At 71.9% G+C, this 18479-nt stretch carries 13 protein-coding genes; 9 read left to right on the plus strand and 4 right to left on the minus strand.

Translation table 11 applies throughout. From position 1 onward, the window contains the following. The first annotated feature begins 39 nt into the window (after positions 1 to 39). Both ACFXJ8_RS11390 and ACFXJ8_RS11395 read left to right on the plus strand, forming a co-directional pair. Positions 40 to 1416 carry an MFS transporter gene (locus ACFXJ8_RS11390; protein WP_379643744.1) on the plus strand — a complete coding sequence of 459 codons (1377 nt, stop codon included), beginning with the start codon at positions 40 to 42 and terminating at the stop codon, positions 1414 to 1416. 8 nt (positions 1417 to 1424) lie between these two features. Then, entirely contained in the window at positions 1425 to 2429 is a 1005-nt protein-coding gene (locus tag ACFXJ8_RS11395) for an enolase C-terminal domain-like protein (RefSeq protein ID WP_379643745.1), read from the plus strand. A 23-nt stretch (positions 2430 to 2452) separates the two neighbouring features. Here the strand turns inward: ACFXJ8_RS11395 and ACFXJ8_RS11400 are convergent, their stop codons facing one another. After that, the gene (locus ACFXJ8_RS11400; RefSeq protein WP_379643746.1) at positions 2453 to 3478 is read right to left on the minus strand and encodes an NADP-dependent oxidoreductase; all 1026 of its coding nucleotides are present in this window, start codon (positions 3476 to 3478) and stop codon (positions 2453 to 2455) included. 17 nt (positions 3479 to 3495) lie between these two features. On the opposite strand from ACFXJ8_RS11400, the gene ACFXJ8_RS11405 reads away from it, so the two are divergent. Continuing rightward, positions 3496 to 3903 carry a MarR family winged helix-turn-helix transcriptional regulator gene (locus tag ACFXJ8_RS11405; RefSeq protein WP_379643747.1) on the plus strand — a complete coding sequence of 136 codons (408 nt, stop codon included), beginning with the start codon at positions 3496 to 3498 and terminating at the stop codon, positions 3901 to 3903. Here ACFXJ8_RS11405 and ACFXJ8_RS11410 read toward each other — a convergent pair. Further along, positions 3900 to 5327, minus strand: a complete 1428-nt coding sequence (locus ACFXJ8_RS11410) for an LCP family protein (protein WP_379643748.1) — start codon at positions 5325 to 5327, stop codon at positions 3900 to 3902. The genes ACFXJ8_RS11405 and ACFXJ8_RS11410 overlap by 4 nt on opposite strands. Positions 5328 to 5556: 229 nt before the next feature. Here ACFXJ8_RS11410 and ACFXJ8_RS11415 point away from each other — a divergent pair, with 229 nt between their 5' ends. Next, a complete protein-coding gene (locus ACFXJ8_RS11415) occupies positions 5557 to 6480 on the plus strand; it encodes an alpha/beta hydrolase (protein WP_379643749.1) in 924 nt (307 codons plus the stop codon). Positions 6481 to 6486: 6 nt separating this feature from the next. Here ACFXJ8_RS11415 and ACFXJ8_RS11420 read toward each other — a convergent pair whose 3' ends face one another. Then, a complete protein-coding gene (locus ACFXJ8_RS11420) occupies positions 6487 to 7980 on the minus strand; it encodes an alpha/beta hydrolase family protein (RefSeq protein WP_379643750.1) in 1494 nt (497 codons plus the stop codon). 156 nt (positions 7981 to 8136) lie between these two features. Here ACFXJ8_RS11420 and ACFXJ8_RS11425 point away from each other — a divergent pair, with 156 nt between their 5' ends. The 4 genes from ACFXJ8_RS11425 (at position 8137) to ACFXJ8_RS11440 (ending at position 16007) form a co-directional block, all read left to right on the plus strand. Then, complete coding sequence (locus ACFXJ8_RS11425) at positions 8137 to 9249, plus strand: exonuclease SbcCD subunit D (RefSeq protein ID WP_379643751.1); 1113 nt, start codon at positions 8137 to 8139, stop codon at positions 9247 to 9249. Next, entirely contained in the window at positions 9250 to 14175 is a 4926-nt protein-coding gene (locus tag ACFXJ8_RS11430) for an AAA family ATPase (RefSeq protein ID WP_379643752.1), read from the plus strand. A 78-nt stretch (positions 14176 to 14253) separates the two neighbouring features. After that, positions 14254 to 14625, plus strand: a complete 372-nt coding sequence (locus tag ACFXJ8_RS11435; protein ID WP_379643753.1) for a VOC family protein — start codon at positions 14254 to 14256, stop codon at positions 14623 to 14625. An 83-nt stretch (positions 14626 to 14708) separates the two neighbouring features. Then, positions 14709 to 16007, plus strand: a complete 1299-nt coding sequence (locus ACFXJ8_RS11440) for an MFS transporter (protein ID WP_379643754.1) — start codon at positions 14709 to 14711, stop codon at positions 16005 to 16007. On the opposite strand, the gene ACFXJ8_RS11445 is transcribed toward ACFXJ8_RS11440, so the two are convergent. After that, entirely contained in the window at positions 15984 to 17198 is a 1215-nt protein-coding gene (locus tag ACFXJ8_RS11445) for a LeuA family protein (protein WP_379643755.1), read from the minus strand. The genes ACFXJ8_RS11440 and ACFXJ8_RS11445 overlap by 24 nt on opposite strands. Before the next feature lie 53 nt (positions 17199 to 17251). Here ACFXJ8_RS11445 and ACFXJ8_RS11450 point away from each other — a divergent pair, with 53 nt between their 5' ends. Next, the gene (locus ACFXJ8_RS11450) at positions 17252 to 18427 is read left to right on the plus strand and encodes a citrate/2-methylcitrate synthase (RefSeq protein ID WP_379643756.1); all 1176 of its coding nucleotides are present in this window, start codon (positions 17252 to 17254) and stop codon (positions 18425 to 18427) included. The last annotated feature ends 52 nt before the right edge of the window (positions 18428 to 18479 follow it).

The raw sequence follows: 18479 nt of genomic DNA on the forward strand, positions 1-18479 counted from the left end.
CGATGTGCCGACCCCCGCCCCGGCCATACGTTTTCCGGCATGACAACGACCCTGGAAGCCGCGCCCCCCGTCAGCGTGGTCTCGCGCGCTTATCGATCCCTCAGCTTCGGTCTGGTCGCGCTCGTCATGCTGGTGGCCTTCGAGGCGATGGCGGTGGCCACGGCCATGCCCGTCGTCGCCAGGGACCTCGACGGCATGCACCTGTACAACCTGGCCTTCAGCGCCACCCTGGCCGCCAGCGTGATCGCCACCGTCCTGGGCGGCCGTTGGGCCGACGTGAAGGGCCCGATGCCGCCCATCGCCGTCGGCGTGGTCACCTTTGTCGCCGGACTGCTGGTCGCCGGGTTCGCCCCGAACATGGAGGTGTTCGTCGGCGGCCGGTTCATCCAGGGTCTTGGCGCGGGTCTGATCCAGGTCTCCCTGTACGTCCTGGTCGCCAGGGCCTACCCGCAGGCGATGCACCCCAAGGTGTTCGCGTTGTTCTCGGCCGCGTGGGTGATCCCGTCCATGGTCGGCCCCGCGATCGCGGGGCTGGTCGTGGAGAACGTCGACTGGCGCTGGGTCTTCCTCGGCGTGGCCCTGATCGTGGTCCCCTCCGCCCTGGTCCTCTGGCGCGGTACGGCGGGCCAGCGCCTCGACACCGGCAACGCCCAGCCCGCGCCGGGCCTGGGCGGCAAGCTCGTCTGGGCGACGCTGACGGCCGTGGCCGCCGCCCTCATCCAGTACGGCAGCGCGCTCGGGCTCAGCGGCGTCCCGCTGCTGGCCGTCGGCATCGTCCTGCTGGTCGTCGCGCTGCCCAGGCTGCTGCTGCCCGGCTCGCTGAAGGCCGCTCGGGGCCTGCCGACCGCCCCCGTGCTGCGCGGTCTGGCCTTCGGCTCGCTGACCGCCTCCCAGGTGCTGATCCCGCTCATGCTGATCAACGAGCGGGGCCTTTCGCCGATCGGTGCGGGTGTCGTCCTGACCGTCGGCGCGCTCGGCTGGTCCACCGGCTCGTGGATCAAGGGCCGCGGCACCGTCAGCAACCTGACCGCGCTGCGCGGCGGCGCGCTGCTCATCGCCGTCGGCATCGCGCTGATCACGCTCGTGCTGTTCGACGCCGTGCCGATCGCGCTCGCCTACGTCGCCATGGCGATCTCCGGTCTCGGCATCGGCGCTCTGCACCCCACGGTCTCCGTGCTGGTGCTGGAGATGTCCAAGCAGGGCGAGGAGGGCCAGAACACCGCGGCCGTCGGCGTCGGCGAGTCCGTCTTCACCGTCGTGGCCGTCGCCTTCACCGGCGCCCTGTTCACCGCCAGCGGCGAGCACTACGTCGTCGGCTTCGCCTTCACCTTCGCCCTCGCCATCCTCGCCGCGGTGATCGCCCCCCGTTTGGCGCAGTCCGCCGCTACGGGCACCATGGAAGGAGTCCGTTCTTAGGGGGAAACATGCCGCGAGTGCGCGAGCTGGAAGTCTTCCGGCTGGTCCTGCCGTACGGCAGGCGGCCGGAGACCCTGCTCGTCCGCCTCACCGACCACGGGGGGATGAGCGGATGGGGCGAGATCGTCTCGCCCGAGCCGAAGCTGTGGGGCACCCTGGAGGAGGGGCTGGCCGCGCAGCTCGTCGGCGTCGACTGGGAACACCCCGACCAGGTGCCCGGCTGGGGCAGCGCGGTCGACATGGCGCTGTGGGACCTGTGGACCAGGATGCGCGGCGTCCCCCTGTCCGAGGCGCTGGGCGGGGCCGGCACCTCGCTCATGGCGACGGTACGCCTCGGGCTCGACCCGTCGATCGAGAGCCTCGTCGCCAGGGTGAACCAGCAGGTCTGCGGCGGCTACGCGCATGTGACGCTGGACGTGCGACCCGGGTGGGACGTCGAGCCCGTGCGTGCCGTACGGCAGGCCTATCCGGCCCTGAGCCTGGCGGTCGACTGCGGCGGCGCGTACACCTCGCCCGAGCAGCTGGTCGCGCTGGACGACTACGGCCTCGAAGTGATCGAGCGGCCGTTCGCCGTCGAGGACGCCTACGCCCACGCCGACCTGCAGGACAACGTGCGCGCCTCGATCGCGGTGGAGCCCAGGTCGACGGCCGAGCTGGACGACTACCTGACGTTGCGGGCGGCGAAGGTGCTGCTGCTGCGCCCGGCGGCGCTGCCGTCCCTGAGCGACGCCAGGAGAGCACACGACCGGGCCGCGGCGGCGGGCTGGGACATCCAGTGCGCCGGTGGTCACGGTGCGGGGCTCGCGCGGGCCGCGGCGGTCGCGGTGGCCAGCCTGCCGGGCTGCACGCTGCCGTGTGACGTGACGCAGCCGCCGCGCAGCGCGCAGATCGTGACGCCCGCCGTGGGGGCGGCGGGCGGCGTGGTGGCGGTGCCGCTGACCCAGCCGGGGCTGGGGCACTCGATCGACGAGGAGCGGGTGCGCCGGCTGGCGAAGGACTCCTTCCGCGGCTGACCGAGGGCAGGAGAACCGCCGGGCTACAGGCGGACGATCATCTTCCCCGTGTTCTCTCCACGCAACAGCCCCAGGAAGGCCTCCGGCGCGTTCTCCAGGCCGTCGACGATCGTCTCCTGGTGCGACAGCCTGCCCTCGCGCAGCCAGCCGCCGACCTCCGTCACCATGTCCCGCATCCGGTCCATGTGGTCGGTCACGATGAAGCCCCGCAACGTCAGCCGCTTGCCCACGGCCAGCGCCAGGTTGCGCGGCGCGGCGGGCGGCTCGGTCGCGTTGTAGACCGCGATCGCCCCGCACATCGCCACCCTCCCGAACGTGCGCAGCGACCCGATCGCCGCCTCCAGGTGGTCGGCGCCCACGTTGTCGAAGTACACGTCGATCCCGTCCGGCGCCGCCGCTCTGAGCTGTTCGGCCACCGGCGCGTCCTTGTAGTTGAACGCCGCGTCGAACCCGATGGCGCGCAGGTACTCGACCTTCTCCGCCGACCCCGCGCTGCCGATCACCCTGGACGCGCCCTTCAGCTTGGCGATCTGCCCGGCCATGCTGCCGACCGCGCCCGCCGCGCCCGAGATGAAGACCGTGTCGCCCTCCTTGAGGGCGGCCACGTCGAGCAGGCCGGTGTAGGCGGTCAGCGCGGTCATGCCGAGGACCGCCAGGTACGCCGAGTTCGACATCCCCTCAAGGGGCGCCACCTTGCGCGCCTTCGCGCCGTCGAGCACCGCCTCGTCGCGCCATCCGAGGCCGTGCAGGACGAGGTCGCCGGGGGAGTAGGCCGCCGAGCGCGACTCGATGACCTCGCCCACCGCGCCGCCGTCGAGCGGCTGCCCGATCTGGAACGGCGGGACGTAGGACTCGACGTCGTTCATCCGGCCCCGCATGTAGGGGTCGACGGACATGAACTGGTTGCGGACCCTGATCTGTCCGTCCTCCAGTGGCTGCGCGGCCACCTCCACCAGTGCGAAGTTGCCGGCGGTCGGCCAGCCGGACGGGCGTGAGGCCAGGGTGAACTGACGGGGCATGGTTGATCCTCCTAAACAGTTGATGTGCATCAACTATACTCGAAGGCATGAGCGTGACACGGGAGGTCGTGGCCCTGATGGCGGAGGTGGCGGCCAGGTACAACGAGGGCTACGAGCGGGCGGCCGCCGACCGTCAGCTGACCGCGCTCCAGGCCAAGGCGCTGGTCCTGCTGGCCCGCGAACCGCTGCCGATGCGGCGGATGGCCGAGCTGTTCCAGTGCGACCCCTCGAACGTGACGGGCATCGTCGACAGGCTGGAGCGGCGCGGGCTGGTCAGCCGCGAGCCGAGCGCCGCCGACCGCAGGGTGAAAAGCGTCACCCTGACCGAGGAGGGGAAGGGCGTGGTCGAGGAGCTGAAGGGCGTGCTCGGGTTCGCCGCCGAGCCGCTGGCGGCGCTGACCGAGGCCGAGCGGGTCCAGCTCAGGGCCCTGCTGCTGCGCATGCTCGGCCGCTAGAGTCCGCTGCAGCCGTCCGTGATGCCCTTCGGCGCGGCGAGATCGCTCGGTTTCGGCTTCTGGCTGGTCGTGTCCGACGGCTTCTCCAGGGGGGTGGCCGAGGCGGCGGGCCGGGGCGCGACCGAGTCCTTCAGCGCCTTGAGGGTCACCGCGCGGATCTTCCCCCAGTCGGGATAGCCGGTGTTGATCAGCGGCGGCACGAACTGCACGCTGGTCACCCTGGCGTTCTGCACCTTCAGCGCGAGCGGCACCAGGTGCTCCAGCATCGTGCGAGGGATGTCCGTCTGCACCAGCTCCCTCGTGGCCAGCGCGATCTTGTTGAACCGGGTCAGCACCGTCGCGGGGTCGGCCTGGGTGAGCAGCGCGCCCAGCACGCAGCGCTGCCTGCGCATCCGCGTGAAGTCGTCGCTGTAGGTGCGCGAGCGGGCGTACCACATGGCGTCGGCGCCCTTCAGCTTGCGCGTGCCCGCCTTGACCAGCCCCTCGTTGTACTTGCCGAACACCACGTCCCGCTCGACGGTGATCGTGACGCCGCCGATCGCGTCGATGAGCCTGGCGAAACCCCACATGTTGACCAGCGCGTACCAGTCGATCTTCAGGCCGAGCGTCCAGCCGATGGCGTCCATCAGCGCCTTCGCGCCCTGCCCCTTCTTGCCGCCGAAGATCTCCGGATGCGCGTCGGCGTACTCCCACACGCTGTTGAGCAGGTCGCTGCGCCCACCGGCCGGGTCGGTCGGCAGCCTGAACCCCTGCGGGAAGCGCCTGGCCATGGGGCTGTCCGGCGGAAAACGCACGTCCTCCAGGTTGCGCGGCAGACTGAGCAGCACCGTGTTGCCGGTCTTCACGTCGATGCTGGCCATGTTCATGCTGTCGGTCCGCACGCCGATCCTGTTGTCGTCGGCGTCGCCGCCGAGCAGCAGGATGTTCACCCGGGTCCGTCCCGCCCACGGGTCCTCGGGCCGGTGCCGGGCCGCCTGCGGCTCCGTCGGCTCCTTGAAGACGCTGTTGATCGTCTCCTGTGAGATCCAGACGTACTGCGTGGCCAGCCCGAACGGCAGCATCACCGCCACCGCGAGCAGACCGGCGACCGATCCGGTGACGATCTGCCCCGCCTGCGGTAGCTTGCCGGGCGACAGGATCAGGTAGGAGTGCAGGACCAGCGCGAACCACGCCAGCCCGAGCACCGCCAGGGCGATGGTGGCCGTGGTCATGACCGCGTCGTTGGTGAGCTTGCCGACCAGGTCGCCGTCGGCCGACAGCCACAGCCAGAGGGCGCCGAGCAGCAGGGCGGCGTAGCAGCCCAGCAGCGCGAAGCCGGTCCTGCGCCATCCGGCGCGCAGGTGCGCGGCTCCGGGGGCGATCGCGGAGAGCAGGGTCCAGCCCAGCACCGCGCGCGAACCGGCCGGTCTCGTCCTGTGCCCCACGCCCTACCCGCTTCCCCGTGAGCTTCGTCCTAGGCCGACCGGAGCCTACTGACTTGTACGAAATATCTACCTATGCGTGGGTTAACGTCCAGCAAACCCCTGTCGGCCGAACAACCATTGAAATCGCCCCGAACGGCGGAACGTGGTGATCCACACGGTGGATTGCAGCTTTTGACCTGTCCGATACCGATGGCAGGGGATATGCCGTTCAGGCCCGAGAATCCCTAGGGTGACTAGCGTGTACGAGACCACCGTCCTGAACCTGCCGGCCGACTTCGAGGGCGACGTCATCGCCACCCTGCTCTCCCGGACAGCCGGCTCGCGCCGCGCCGTCCTCTACCTCCACGGCTTCACCGACTACTTCTTCCAGGACCACCTGGCCGACTTCTACCTCGACCAGGGCATCGACTTCTACGCCCTCGACCTGCGCAAGTACGGCAGGTCGCTGCTGCCGCACCAGACCAGAGGGCTGATCAGAAGCGTCACCGACTACTTCCCCGAGATCGACCAGGCCGTACGGATCATCCGCGAGAGCCACGACGAACTCGTCGTCAACGCCCACTCCACCGGTGGCCTGGTCGCCGCGCTGTGGGCCGACAGGGTCCGCGGCCGCGGCCTGGTCGACGGGCTCGTGCTCAACAGCCCGTTCTTCGACCTCAACGTGCCCTTCCCGCTGCGGCTGGCCGCCGACCTGCTCAAGACACCCCTGTCCTACACGACGCGGCCCCTGCCGCTGGGCATCAGCACCGCGTACGGCCAGAGCATCCACCGCGACCACGGCGGCGAGTGGGACTTCGACCTGGAGCTCAAGCCCCTCGGCGGGTTCGACGTGCACGCCGCGTGGCTGGCCGCCATCCGCAGGGCGCAGCGGCGGCTGCACCGCGGGCTCGCCGTCGACGTGCCGGTGCTGGTGCTGGCCTCCTCGACCGGTCTGCGCGTGCGCGACTTCGTCCCCGAGGCCCGCTCGGCCGACATCGTGCTCGACCCGCGGCAGATCGCCCGCTGGGCCACCTCGGTCGGGCCGCACGTCACCTGCGTGCGCGTCCAGGACGGCGTCCACGACCTGGTGCTGTCGGCCGAGCCCGTGCGCAAGCAGGTCTTCGACCACATCGAGCGGTGGCAGCGCGCCTACCTGACTCACCAGGACCGCTGAGTCACCTCACCAGGGGAAGGCGAACAGGCCGTAGTAGGCGGCGGCCACCAGCAGCAGGCCCGTGCCGCCGAGCACGCCCGCGATCGCCACGTGCTGCCACCTGCTCGGCCGCATGCCCTCGCGCAGGCCCGACACGACCGCCGCCACGGCCGTCACCTCCTGCAGCAGCATGAGGACGGCCAGCACCCGCACGACCAGCCAACCGGCCAGCACGGCGGGCCACGCGCCCGCCTGGTTGATCGAGAACATCACCAGCAGCGTGATGAAGGCGAGCACGGCGGCCAGCAGGCCGACGCCCGTCCACGCCATCTTCCGCAGCCTGCGCCTGATCGGCGGCCACAGCCTGGCGTTGGTCTCCTCCAGCGTGGTGTGGCGGCCGCGCAGCCGGACGAACATGACCGCGACGGGACCGGCGACGTAGCCGACGGCCGCCAGGCAGATCGTCAGCCCGAGCATCGCCCCCCCGGCGTACCAGGGGGCGGCGGGCACGTCGCTGGCCGCGAAGCGCTGCACGGGCGTGGCGCCCGCCAGATGGATCGCGGGCTCGGCTGTCTCCGGCAGGCCGAGGATCCAGTTGCCGAGCGTGTCGAGGTAGCCGGGCGCGAACGGGCCGCCGCTGATGCGCATCGCGTGGTCGGCCCTGGCCAGGTAGCGGATCGTGTAGCTGTCGTTGCCCGCCTCGGTCAGGCCCTTGATCAGGGCCTCGGTGCTCTCGACGAACGGGATGGACGGGTCGGCCGTGCCGTACAGGGCGAGAACGGGTTGCCTGATCCCCTCCAGCGCCGGCATCGCGTCGTAGCGCAGGAAGGTGAAGCCCACGCCGCCCATCGCCCTCGTCAGCAGGTCGCGCGCGCCGATCGGGGCGTGCAGGCGCAGCAACTGCTCGTTCAGCGCCCAGGCGACCTGGCGCAGCGGGGAGACGTTCGGCGAGGAGACCAGCACGATGAACCCCACGGCCGAGCTCTTGGCCGCGGCGATCGGCACCACCCAGCCGCCCTCGCTGACCCCCCACACCCCGGTGCGGGCCGGATCGACGTCCGCCCTGGCGCGCAGGTGCTCCACCATGCGCAGCACGTCGTCGGCGAGCAGGCCGAAGTCTCTGCTGCGGAAGTTGTAGCCGACCTCGCGCTTGTCGTAGGCGAGCGTCACCACCCCGGCCTTCGCCAGGAACTCGGCCTGCGGCGCGAACTCCTCCCTCGACCCGTTGCCCGAGCCCGACACGAACACCATCGCCGGATGCCTGCCCGGCGTCAGCGGCGCCCTGATCGTGCCGTGCAGCCACTGGCCCTCGGCGGGCAGCGAGAAGCGCTCGGTGCGGAAGGCGCCGGTGGCCCGCACCGGCCGCGTCTCGGCTGCGGGCTGCGGCGGCAACGACTGGAACACCGGGTCGGCGGCGAGCGGCGGGGGATCGAAGGCGGGAGGCAGCGCGTATCCAACCGTGGCGAGAGCCATCAGCACCAGGCCGACCGCCACGCTCAAAGTGCCTCGGCCGGGTCGCATCGGCCTCTCCATGTGAGTTGGTGTGCCCGCTGATCTTTCAGCCTACTCCCGGCGACCCCGCCGATGCTCGGTGTCGTTGAGCCTGCGGTTGTCGTTGAGCCTGCGTTTTGTCCGTGAGCCTGTTTTTGTCGGTGAGAACTGTTAGCTTCCTGCGACATGCGCCTCCTGCACACCTCCGACTGGCACCTCGGCAGGTCCTTCCACCGCGAGAGCCTCATCGAGGGGCAGGCGGCCTTCGTCGACCACCTGGTCGAGACCGTGCGCGCGGAGAAGGTGGACGTCGTCGCCGTCTCGGGAGACGTCTACGACCGGGCGCTGCCGCCCGTCGACGCGGTCGCGCTGTGCAACGAGGCACTGCGCAGGCTCGTGTCCGCCGGCGCCCGCGTCGTCATGATCAGCGGCAACCACGACTCCGCCCGCCGCCTCGGCTTCGGCGCCGACCTGATCGACGCGGCGGGCGTCCACCTGCGCACCGACCCGTCCCGCGCGTGGGAGCCCGTGGTCATCGGCGACGTCGCCCTCTACGGCATCCCCTACCTGGAGCCCGAGCTGGTGCGCGGCCCGTGGGAGCTGGCCGAGCGCGGCCACACCGCGGCCCTGTCCCATGCGATGGGGCTGATCACGGCCGATGCCGTACGGCACCGCCGCTCCGTCGTGCTCGCCCACGCCTTCGTGGCAGGCGGCACGGCCAGCGACAGCGAGCGCGACATCAGCGTCGGCGGCCTCTCCCACGTGCCGCAGACGGTCTTCGACGGAGTCGACTACGTCGCGCTCGGCCACCTCCACGACCGCCAGCGGATGGCCGACCACATCCGCTACTCCGGCTCGCCGCTGGCCTACTCCTTCTCCGAGGCCGACCACGTGAAGGGGTCGTGGCTGGTGACGGTCGGCTCGCCCGGGGCCGACTTCGTCCCCGCGCCCGTGCCGCGCCCGGTCGGCAGACTGCGCGGCACCCTCGACGGCCTGCTCGCCGACCCCGCGCTCGCCGTACGCGAGGATCACTGGCTGCAGGTCACGCTGACCGACGCGGTGCGCCCCAGGTCGGCGATGGACCGGCTGCGCGCCCGCTTCCCGCACACGCTCGCGCTCGCCTTCGACCCGCAGGGCGCCGCCCCCGCCCGGCAGTCCGTACGGCTGGCGGGGCGGCCGGAGGTCGAGGTCGCGCTCGACTTCGTCCGCGAGGTCAGGGGCGAGCCCGCCGACGCGATGGAGGAACGGCTGCTGCGCGAGGCCGTCGAGGCGTCCAGGATCAAGGAGGTCATGGTCTAGATGCGCCCGCACCGGCTGACCCTCACCGCGTTCGGGTCGTTCCCCGGCACCGAGACGGTCGACTTCGACGCCCTGGCGGAGGCGGGCCTCTTCCTCGTCCACGGTCCCACGGGCGCGGGCAAGACCACGCTGCTCGACGCGCTGTGCTTCGCTCTTTACGGCGTGGTTCCCGGGCAGCGCAACAGCGCCCGCAGCCTGCGCTGCGACCACGCGCCGCCCTCGGTCGGGCCTTCGGTCACGCTGGAGGTGACGCTGCGGGGGCGGCTGCTGCGCGTCCAGCGCTCGCCCGCCTGGACACGGCCCAAGCTCAGGGGCACGGGGGTCACCGAGGAGAAGGCCAAGGTGATCGTCTCCGAGCATTTGCGCGGGGTGGGGTGGCAGGGGTTGACCACGCGCGCCGACGAGGCGGGTGACCTGGTGGGCGGGCTGCTCGGGATGAACGCCGACCAGTTCTGCCAGGTCGCGATGCTGCCGCAGGGTGACTTCGCGCGCTTCCTGCGGGCGGACGGAGAGGAGCGGCGGCGGCTGCTGGAGCGGCTGTTCACCGTGAAGGTGTTCACCTCGGTCGAGGCGTGGCTGGCCGAACGGCGCAAGCAGACGTGGCGGGAGTCGCAGGAGGGGCGGCAGGAGGTCGAGTACGCGGTGAAGCGGTTGGAGGAGGCGGCGGGCGACGTCCTGTCGGCCGCGTCCTGGCCGGGCGGCGAGCCGCTTGTTCTCCCTGCTCCGCGTGGCGACTCGTCGGGTGGCGTCTCCAGCTCGCGTGCTGAGTTGGCAGGTGATGTCCGTGGCACACCCGGTGACGCCGCAGGTGACGCTCCCGGCATGCGTGGCGACTCGGTGCGGGAGGTTGGCGGAGTTGGTGGCTCGCGCGGCGACTCGGCGGCCGACGGTCGCGGCTCGGGCGCCGGGGCTCTGGGGGCCGTTCCCGCTCCGCGCAGCGGGTCCGACGACGCGGAGGCTCCGACGGCCTCGGACGAAGCGGAGGCTCCGACGGCCTCGGACGACACGGAGGCTCCGACGGCCTCGGACGACACGGAGGCTCCGACGGCGGAGAGCGACCCGCTGGCGTGGTCGGGCCTGTTGCGAGCGGCGGCGGAAGCGGTCGTGGGACGCGCCACCGAGGCGTGGTCGTCGGGGCAGGCCGCGCTGCGGGAGCACCGCGAGAGGTCGGAGCGGGCGAGCGCGCTGGCCGACAGGCAGCGCCGTCACGCCGAGGCGGTGGCGCTGCGCCGTACTCTCGACGACCGGGCGGAGGAACGCTCGGACCTGCTGATGGTTCTCGACGAGGCGGCACGGGCCGAACGCGTCCTGCCCCTCATCAACGCCGCCCGCCAGCGCGCCGCCGCGGCGGGCAAGGCGAGGGGGCTGGCCGCCGACGCGATCGCCCGCGCCACCCCCCTCCTCGCCTCCCTCTCGTCGGACTCCCACACGGAGTCCCGCGTAGAGCCCCGCATGGGCTCCGGTCTACCTGTGGGTTCGGGTCGGCTGCTGGGCAGCGATCCCGGCGGGCGGGTTGTTGGTCCCGACGTGCTCGCCGGGCTCGAGCGGGAGCGGTTGAGCGAGATCACCAGGGTCTCCGAGTTGCTGGCCGACGAGAGCAGGCTCGACCGGCTCCGGCGCGACCTGGGCGCGGCCGAGCAGGAGATCGTGACGCTGTCCGCCAGAGAGCAGGCGGCCGCCGCCCGTCTGGCGGAGCTGCCCGCTCTGGTCAAGGCGGCCGACGACGCCGCAGACAGAGCCAGGCTCGACGCGGCCGTGATCCCGGCCGCCGAGGCCGCCAGGTCTGCCGCCGCCGCGCGCCTCGAAGCGATCGAGCGCCGCGACCGTCTTGTCGCCGACCTCGCCACAGCCCAGAAGGACCTGACCACCCGCCTGCACGATCCGGCCCTCGTCCGCGCGTTCGCGGAGTCAGCACGCGAGCTCGATGACCCGGCGCTCGCCCACGCGTTCGTGGAGGGAGGAGCCGGGCTCGACGGCTCGGCTCTCATCCGCGCGTTCATACGGTCGGGAACGGGTCTCCATGATCCCGCTCTCATTCGCCAGTTCGTCGAGTCGGGAGCTCGACTCGACGATCCTGCTCTCGCCGATCAGGAGGCGTGGCCGCGGGAGTCCGGCGATGTGGCGCACGTAGGTGCCGATCCGCTCGTCGGCGAGGTGGAGGGCGCGTGGCGGGCCGTCAGGGACATGGCCCGGCTGGCCGAACGCGCCACGGGCGACCGGCTCGCCGCTCTCGAAGGGCTGCGTGCCGAGGAGTCCAGGCTGGCCGAGCTCGACGAGCGGCTCGCCGTACTCACCGCCGAGATCGACACGCTCGCCGAACGCGAGGGCACGGGCCGGGCGGCGATGGACGAACTGCCCGCCGCCCTCAACGACGTGACGGCACGGCTGGCCGAGGCGCGCGCCGCCGCGGGTCGGCTGCCGTCGGCGATCGCCGCACGTGACGCGGCGGCGTCCTGGCTGGCCACGGCGAGCCGACGGCACGACCTGCAGGGCGAGGTGGAGGCCGCGCGCGCCGCTCACGGCGTGGCCGTCGAACAGGCGCAGGACCTGCGCGACCGCTTGCAGGAGGTGCGCCAGGTCCGCATCGAGGGGATGGCGGCGGAGCTGGCGGCCGAGCTGTCGGAGGGGCAGCCGTGCGCGGTGTGCGGGTCGGCCGAACACCCCGCACCGGCCGCGCCCGCCGAGAACGCCTACGCCGCCGACGACGAGATGGCGGCACAGGCCGCCTACGACGCCGCGCTGGCCGAACGGCAGGCGGCCGACGGTCTGCTGTCCTCGCTCACCTCGCGGCTGGACGAACTCTCCGACGCTCCCGAGCCCGAGGAGGCGCAGGCCGAGCTGTCCACCGCCGAGGCGGAGGTGGCGGCGCTCACAGAGCTGGCCGGGCAGGAGCCCGCCTGCGAGCGGGCCGCGCTGGCGCTGGAGGCCGAGCTGGAGCAGTCCCGCGATCAGCTCCACGAGACGGAACGGCGGCTGACGGAGTCGCGGGCGGCGCTCGCGGCGCTGGCGGGGGAGCGGGACCGCGTCCACGCCCGCCTCGAAGGGGCACGTGGCGACGACGCCAGCCTCGGCGCGCGCAGACGGCGGCTCGGTGGCGAGATCGCCCTGCTGGGAGAGCTGGCCCGGGCCGCCGAACGGGTGGGCGAGATCACCGCCCGGCTCGAAGACGCCCTTGCCACCCTCACCCGCCTCCTGGCCCCTTCCCCTTCCGCCGCGGCCTTCACTACCACCGCTTCGGCTCCGGCCTCCGGCACCTCGGCCTCCACGGCCTCCGGCACCTCGGCCTCCACGGCCTCCGGCACCTCGGCCTCCACGGCCTCCGCCTCGACGGCCTCCACCCCTGGCTTCGACCCGGCGGATGACGAGCCGGGGCTGACGGGACCCGATGGAGTGCGGGGCGATGTGCCGCCTTGTTCGGGGGCTGGTAGGTCCGGTGGCGAAGGGCGAGCTGCGTCGCTCGATCGTTCGGCGCTGGGTCGGTCCGGTGTCCGCGGGGACGAGGATTCTGCGCGAGATGTGTCGCTTGGCCGTCAGGGGTCGGGTCGGTCCGGTAGCGCGGGGGATGATGGGTCTGCACTCGACGGTCCGGAGTCGGGTAGTGCGGACCCACGGGCTGCCTTCCACGATGCCGATCCGCGGCAGCGAGCCGTCGAGGTCACCGTGGCGTGGGCCGCCGCCGAGCTGGACGCCGCCGAACGGGAGGTGGCGAGGCTGCGGGAGGCCGCTGCCGCGCACCCTCGGCTCGCGACCCGGGCGACGGAGTTGGCCGACGAGCAGGCGAGGACCACTCACGCCTTCCATGAGCTCGGCCTCCGGCTGGCCGCGGGCCGTACCAGAGCTGACGAGCTCCAAGCCGAAGTCGCCCGCCTCGCCGCCCGCATCGACGACGCGAGGGGCGCCGACGCCACGCTCACCGCCAGGCTCGACCGGCTGCGAGACGAGGCGCAGCTCCTGCGCGAGGCCCACGAGGCGACGCAGGCGGCCGAGTCCGCCACGGCCGAGCACAGCAAGGCGGTCGAGGCGGCGGAGCAGGCGGCTGTGGCGGCGGGGTTCGTGGACGTGGAGGACGTGCTGCCCGCCGTACGCACGCAGGACGAAAGGGAGGACAAGGCCGAGCGGTTGCGCGAGCTGGACGCCGCGCACGCCGCGGTGACGCGCACGCTGGCCGATCCGGAGCTGGTCGCCGCCGCGGCGGAGCCCGCGCCCGATCTGGCGGCGGTGGAGTCCGCGAGGGAGGAGGCGGAGCGGGCCTACACCGCGCTCGCCTCCGCCCGCGACCGGGCCGAGCGGCGGGTGCGCAGGCTCGCCGAGCTGCACGAGGAACTGATGGCGTGCCTGGGTCGCTGGCAGCCCGCCGCCGACAGACACCGACTGGCCGAACGGCTGGCGGCGCTGGCCAGCGGCACCTCGGGCGACAACCAGTGGAGCATGAGCCTGTCGTCGTACGTGCTGGGCGAGCGGCTCAGGCAGGTCGTCGACGCCGCCAACGAACGCCTCGACCACATGTCGGGCGGTCGCTACCAACTTAAGCACGACCTGCGCAAAACGGCGGGCGCGCGGGGAAGGGCGGGTGGCGGGCTCGGTCTGCGCGTGCTCGACGCGTGGACGGGGGTCGACCGCGACCCCGCGACGCTGTCGGGTGGCGAGAGCTTCATCACCTCGCTGGCGCTTGCGCTGGGCCTGGCCGACGTGGTCAGCGCGGAGGCAGGCGGCGCGGAGATCGGGATGCTGTTCGTGGACGAGGGGTTCGGCACGCTCGACGAGGACACCCTCGACGGGGTGCTCGACATCCTCGATGGGCTGCGCGATGGCGGGAGGGCGGTGGGCATCGTCAGCCATGTGGGTGAGCTGCGGACGCGGATCCCCGCCCAGCTCAAGGTCACCAAGGCGCGGGCGGGCTCGACGCTGACGGTCACCGCTCCCTGACCCGAGCCCGCCCAGCGATCGCGAGGCGCGGCCCCCGGTCAGCGGGTGCCGGAGGCGGACGCCTGACAGGATGGGCAGATGGTGAGCATTGGACAGGTGGTGCTGGGCGTCACGGAGATGCCGAGGGCCGTACGGTTCTGGACGCAGGCGTTGCACTACATCCCCAGGGCAGGCGCGGCCACGGAGAAGTGGACGATCCTCGACCCGGTGAACGGCCTCGGCGTCCCGGTGGCGCTGGGCCTCAGCTCCTCGCCGGTGCAGCAGGTGCCGCGCATCCATCTGGACCTGTTCGCCGAGACCACGCAGGAGCACCGGCAGGAGGTCGAGCGGCTGGTGGCGCTGGGCGCCGAGCTGGTCGAGTGGGAGCTGTATCCCGACAATCCGGACTTCGTGGTGCTGGCCGACCCCGAGGGCAACAGGTTCTGCGTCATCGATCTCAGCCACGGCTGACGCCGGGTCGAAGGCGCGTCTGACGAGCTGATACGGTCGGCGGACCACCTCGTAAGACGCAATCCCGCATAGTGAGACGCAGCATGTCCCAAGCCCCCACCGCTCCCGCCCCCACCAGGACCCGCATCGCCGCGGCGAGCCTCATCGGCACGGCGATCGAGTTCTACGACTTCTACATCTACGGCACCGCCGCCGCCCTGGTGCTCAACGCCGCCTTCTTCCCCGAGATGGACCAGGTGGCGGGTACCTTGGCCGCCTTCTCGACCTTCGCGGTGGCTTTCATTTCCAGGCCGCTCGGCTCGGCGATCTTCGGGCACTGGGGCGACCGCATCGGCCGTAAGTCCATGCTGGTCGTGTCGCTGCTGCTCATGGGCCTGTCCACGGTCGCGATCGGCCTGCTGCCCGGCTACACGGCCATGGGCGTGGCCGCTCCTGTGCTGCTGGTGCTGCTGCGCTTCACCCAGGGCATCGGCCTAGGCGGCGAGTGGGGTGGCGCGGCGCTGCTGGCCACCGAGCACGCGCCGCCCGGCAAGCGCGGCCTGTACGCGATGTTCCCGCAGCTCGGGCCATCGGTCGGGTTCATCGCCGCCAACGGTCTGTTCCTCATCCTCGGCGGGGTGCTGAGCGACGAGCAGTTCGTGGAGTGGGGCTGGCGGCTGCCGTTCATCGCCAGCCTGCTGCTCGTGGTGATCGGCATGTACGTCCGGTTGAAGATCTCCGAGACGCCGGTCTTCCAGGCCGCCATGGACGAGCGGAAGATCGCCAAGGTGCCGATCGCGGGCCTCATGCGCCACCAGTGGCGCAGGGTGCTGCTCGGCGCGGGCGCGATGGTCATCACCTACACCCTCTTCTACACGGCCACCACCTACTGCCTGTCGTACGGCACGGCGACGCTGGGCATCCCGCGGACCACGATGCTGTCGCTCACCATGATCGGCGTGGTGTTCATGGCTCTCGGCACGGCCGTCTCCTCGATGGTCTCCGACCGGTTCGGCCGCCGCCGTACCCTCATCGTGGGCGCCAGCGTCGCGATCGGGTGGGGCCTGGTGATGTTCCCCCTGATGCAGACCGCCTCGGTGCCGCTGATCGGCGTCGCGCTGGCGGGGGCGCTCGGCCTGATGGGCCTGATCTTCGGCCCGATGGGCGCCTATCTGCCCGAGCTGTTCCGCACCGAGTACCGCTACAGCGGCGCGTCGGTCGCCTACAGCCTGGGCGGCGTCCTCGGCGGCGCGGTCCCGCCGCTGATCGCCACCCAGATACAGGCCAGCGGGCTGCCCGTCTTCTACGTCGGCGGCTACGTCTCCGCGATGGCCGTGCTCAGCCTGCTGTGCCTGCTCGCCCTGCCGGAGACGGGCGCGCTAGAGATGTCCGGGGAACAGTAGGCACAGCTCTCTCGGGTGGGCCGCGATCAGGCGAAGCTCGTCGTCGGTCAGCGGCCTGCCCGTCATCGCGTTGCAGAGTTGCACCAGCTCGAACGTCAGCTCCTCCTCCTTCACCTCGATCCCCAGCCCGTCCATGACGTGCCGGAACCCGGCCTTCCCGCCGTACTCGCCGGTCAGCACCACCCGCCCGCGGCGCGCGTGCCAGTCGTCGGGGAAGGGGCCGAGCGTGCTCTCGTCGTACAGCTCGTAGTTGCCGTGGTCTTTCAGCGCTCCGTCGGCGTGGATGCCCGACTCGTGCGCGAAGGCGTTCGCACCCACCCCCACCTGGTTGTACGGCATCGCCTGCCCGAAGGCGTACCCCGCCCACAGCGTGAACCTGCGCGCCCACGACAGGTCGAGCGCGTCGCCGATCTCCGCCTCCAGCCCGAAGCCGTGCCGGAAGGCCAGGATCGTCGAGAGCAGGTCGGCGTTGCCCGAGCGCTCGCCGATGCCGTTGACGCAGGTGTTGATCCACGCGTCCTGACCGGCCTCCAGATCGCCGAGCGCGCCGGACACCGAGTTGGCCACGGCCATGCCCAGGTCGTTGTGGCAGTGGGTCTCGATCGGCATGCCGGTGGCCGCGGCCAGCGCGGCGAAGCGCTCGCGGATCCTGCCGGGGGTGTCGCCGCCGATCGTGTCGCAGTAGCGCACCCTGTCGGCGCCCGCCTCCTTGGCCGCCAGCGCGAACTCCAGCAGGAACCCGGCGTCGGTACGCGAGCCGTCCTCGGCGTTGACGCCGATCGTCTCGGCTCCTCCCGCCTTCGCCACGGCCACGGCCGCGCTCATCTCCCTGATGATCGCGGCCCGGTCGAGCCGCCCCTTGAACTTGTTCTGGATCATGTAGTCGGAGGTGGAGATGGACAGGTTGTAGTGCCTGAGGCCCAGCGGGAGCGCCTTCTCCACGTCACCCGCCACACCCCGGCACCAGCCCGACAGCCGCAGCCGGCCGAATGCGCCCGCCTCGGCCAGCGCGACCTGGGCCTTGACGTACGGGACCTCATGGAACAGGAAGGGGAATCCGATCTCCGACTGCGCCACGCCCAGCTTGGCCAGATAGAAGTTGACCATGGTCTTGCCGAACTTGGACAGGCCGGTCCGCGCGGTCTGCACGCCGTCCCTGTTGGTGACATCGAGGAAGTGAATACGAGGCATGCGGCCACGTTGACACCGCTTGTCGAGGTGGATCAATATTGATTTTCATCAATATGAATGAGTGGATCGACGCGGGGGCGGCCGCCGAACGGCTCGGCGTGAAGCCCGCCACCCTCTACGCATACGTCAGCCGTGGGGTGCTGCGCCGAAGGCGGGCCGACGACGGGCGGCGCAGCCTGTTCTCCCTGGCCGAGGTCGAGCAGCTCGCCAGGCGGGGGCGGCCGCGCAACCCACAGCCCGAGTTGGTCATCGAGTCGCGGGTCACGACGCTGGGCGTCGACCGGCCGTACTATCGCGGGATCGACGCGCTGGAGCTGGCGCGCACGGCGACCTTCGAGAGCGTCGCCGAGTGGCTCTGGACGGGGGAACCGGCTCGGGCCGTGGAGTGGGCCCATGATCCCGAAGGCGTGCGGGCCGCGATCGCCGCCCAGCGGGCGCTGCCGGACGGACTGCTGCCGATCGACCGGCTCCAGGTCAGCACCACCGTGCTGGGCGCCACCGACTCGCTGCGCTACCAGCTCGACGCCGCATCGGTCGCCGCCACGGGCCGCCGGCTGATTGCGGGCCTGGTCGACTCCCTCCCCCCTCTCGACCGGACTCATGGTGAGTTGGGGGTGGCGCGCCGGTTGTGGGAGCGGTTGTGTCCCGCGCCGCCGACCCCGGCGCTGCTCGCGGCGCTGCAGTCCGCGCTCGTCCTGCTCGCCGACCACGAACTGGCCGCCTCCACCCTCGCCGCCAGAGTCGCCGCGTCCGCCAAGGCCGACCCCTACGCCGTCGTCCTGACCGGCCTCGGCGTGCTCGGCGGGCCGCTGCACGGCGGCGCCTCCTACGACGCCGAACGCCTCCTGGCTGAGGTGGGCGGCCCCGGCCGCGCCGCCCGCGTCATCGCCGACCGCATCCGGCGGGGCGAGCGCATCCCCGGCTACGGCCACAGCGTCTACAAGAATGGCGACGCCAGGGGCGCACTGCTGATGGACCTGGTCGAAGCCGCGGTCCCCGGACACGAAAGGCTGGAGGCGGCCCGGGCCCTCACTGCCGAGGTACGCCGAAGGCGGCTGCCCGAGCCCAACATCGACTTCGCCCTCGCCTGCCTCACCGCGGTCAGCGGCATGATCCCCGGCGCCGGTGAGGCGATCTTCGCGGTGGCCAGGACCGCGGGCTGGCTTGCCCACGCCATGGAGGAGTATGGCAAGGGCACCCTCCTGCGCCTGCGCGCGTCATCTCGCTGACCCTCCCCGAAGATCGGGCGCCGGAGCCTGCTGGGTCGAACTGCTACGCCGT

Source organism: Nonomuraea sp. NPDC059194 (assembly GCF_042754765.1).
In the GTDB taxonomy this organism is placed as follows: Bacteria; Actinomycetota; Actinomycetes; order Streptosporangiales; family Streptosporangiaceae; genus Nonomuraea.

Bases quoted from the DNA above. Each gene is read 5' to 3' on its own strand.
- ACFXJ8_RS11390 (WP_379643744.1), top strand. From the start codon at position 40: ATGACAACGACCCTGGAAGCCGCGCCCCCCGTCAGCGTGGTCTCGCGC.
- ACFXJ8_RS11395 (WP_379643745.1), top strand. From the start codon at position 1,425: ATGCCGCGAGTGCGCGAGCTGGAAGTCTTCCGGCTGGTCCTGCCGTAC.
- ACFXJ8_RS11400 (WP_379643746.1), bottom strand. From the start codon at position 3,478: ATGCACATCAACTGTTTAGGAGGATCAACCATGCCCCGTCAGTTCACC.
- ACFXJ8_RS11405 (WP_379643747.1), top strand. From the start codon at position 3,496: ATGAGCGTGACACGGGAGGTCGTGGCCCTGATGGCGGAGGTGGCGGCC.
- ACFXJ8_RS11420 (WP_379643750.1), bottom strand. From the start codon at position 7,980: ATGCGACCCGGCCGAGGCACTTTGAGCGTGGCGGTCGGCCTGGTGCTG.
- ACFXJ8_RS11425 (WP_379643751.1), top strand. From the start codon at position 8,137: ATGCGCCTCCTGCACACCTCCGACTGGCACCTCGGCAGGTCCTTCCAC.
- ACFXJ8_RS11430 (WP_379643752.1), top strand. From the start codon at position 9,250: ATGCGCCCGCACCGGCTGACCCTCACCGCGTTCGGGTCGTTCCCCGGC.
- ACFXJ8_RS11435 (WP_379643753.1), top strand. From the start codon at position 14,254: ATGGTGAGCATTGGACAGGTGGTGCTGGGCGTCACGGAGATGCCGAGG.
- ACFXJ8_RS11440 (WP_379643754.1), top strand. From the start codon at position 14,709: ATGTCCCAAGCCCCCACCGCTCCCGCCCCCACCAGGACCCGCATCGCC.
- ACFXJ8_RS11445 (WP_379643755.1), bottom strand. From the start codon at position 17,198: ATGCCTCGTATTCACTTCCTCGATGTCACCAACAGGGACGGCGTGCAG.
- ACFXJ8_RS11450 (WP_379643756.1), top strand. From the start codon at position 17,252: ATGAATGAGTGGATCGACGCGGGGGCGGCCGCCGAACGGCTCGGCGTG.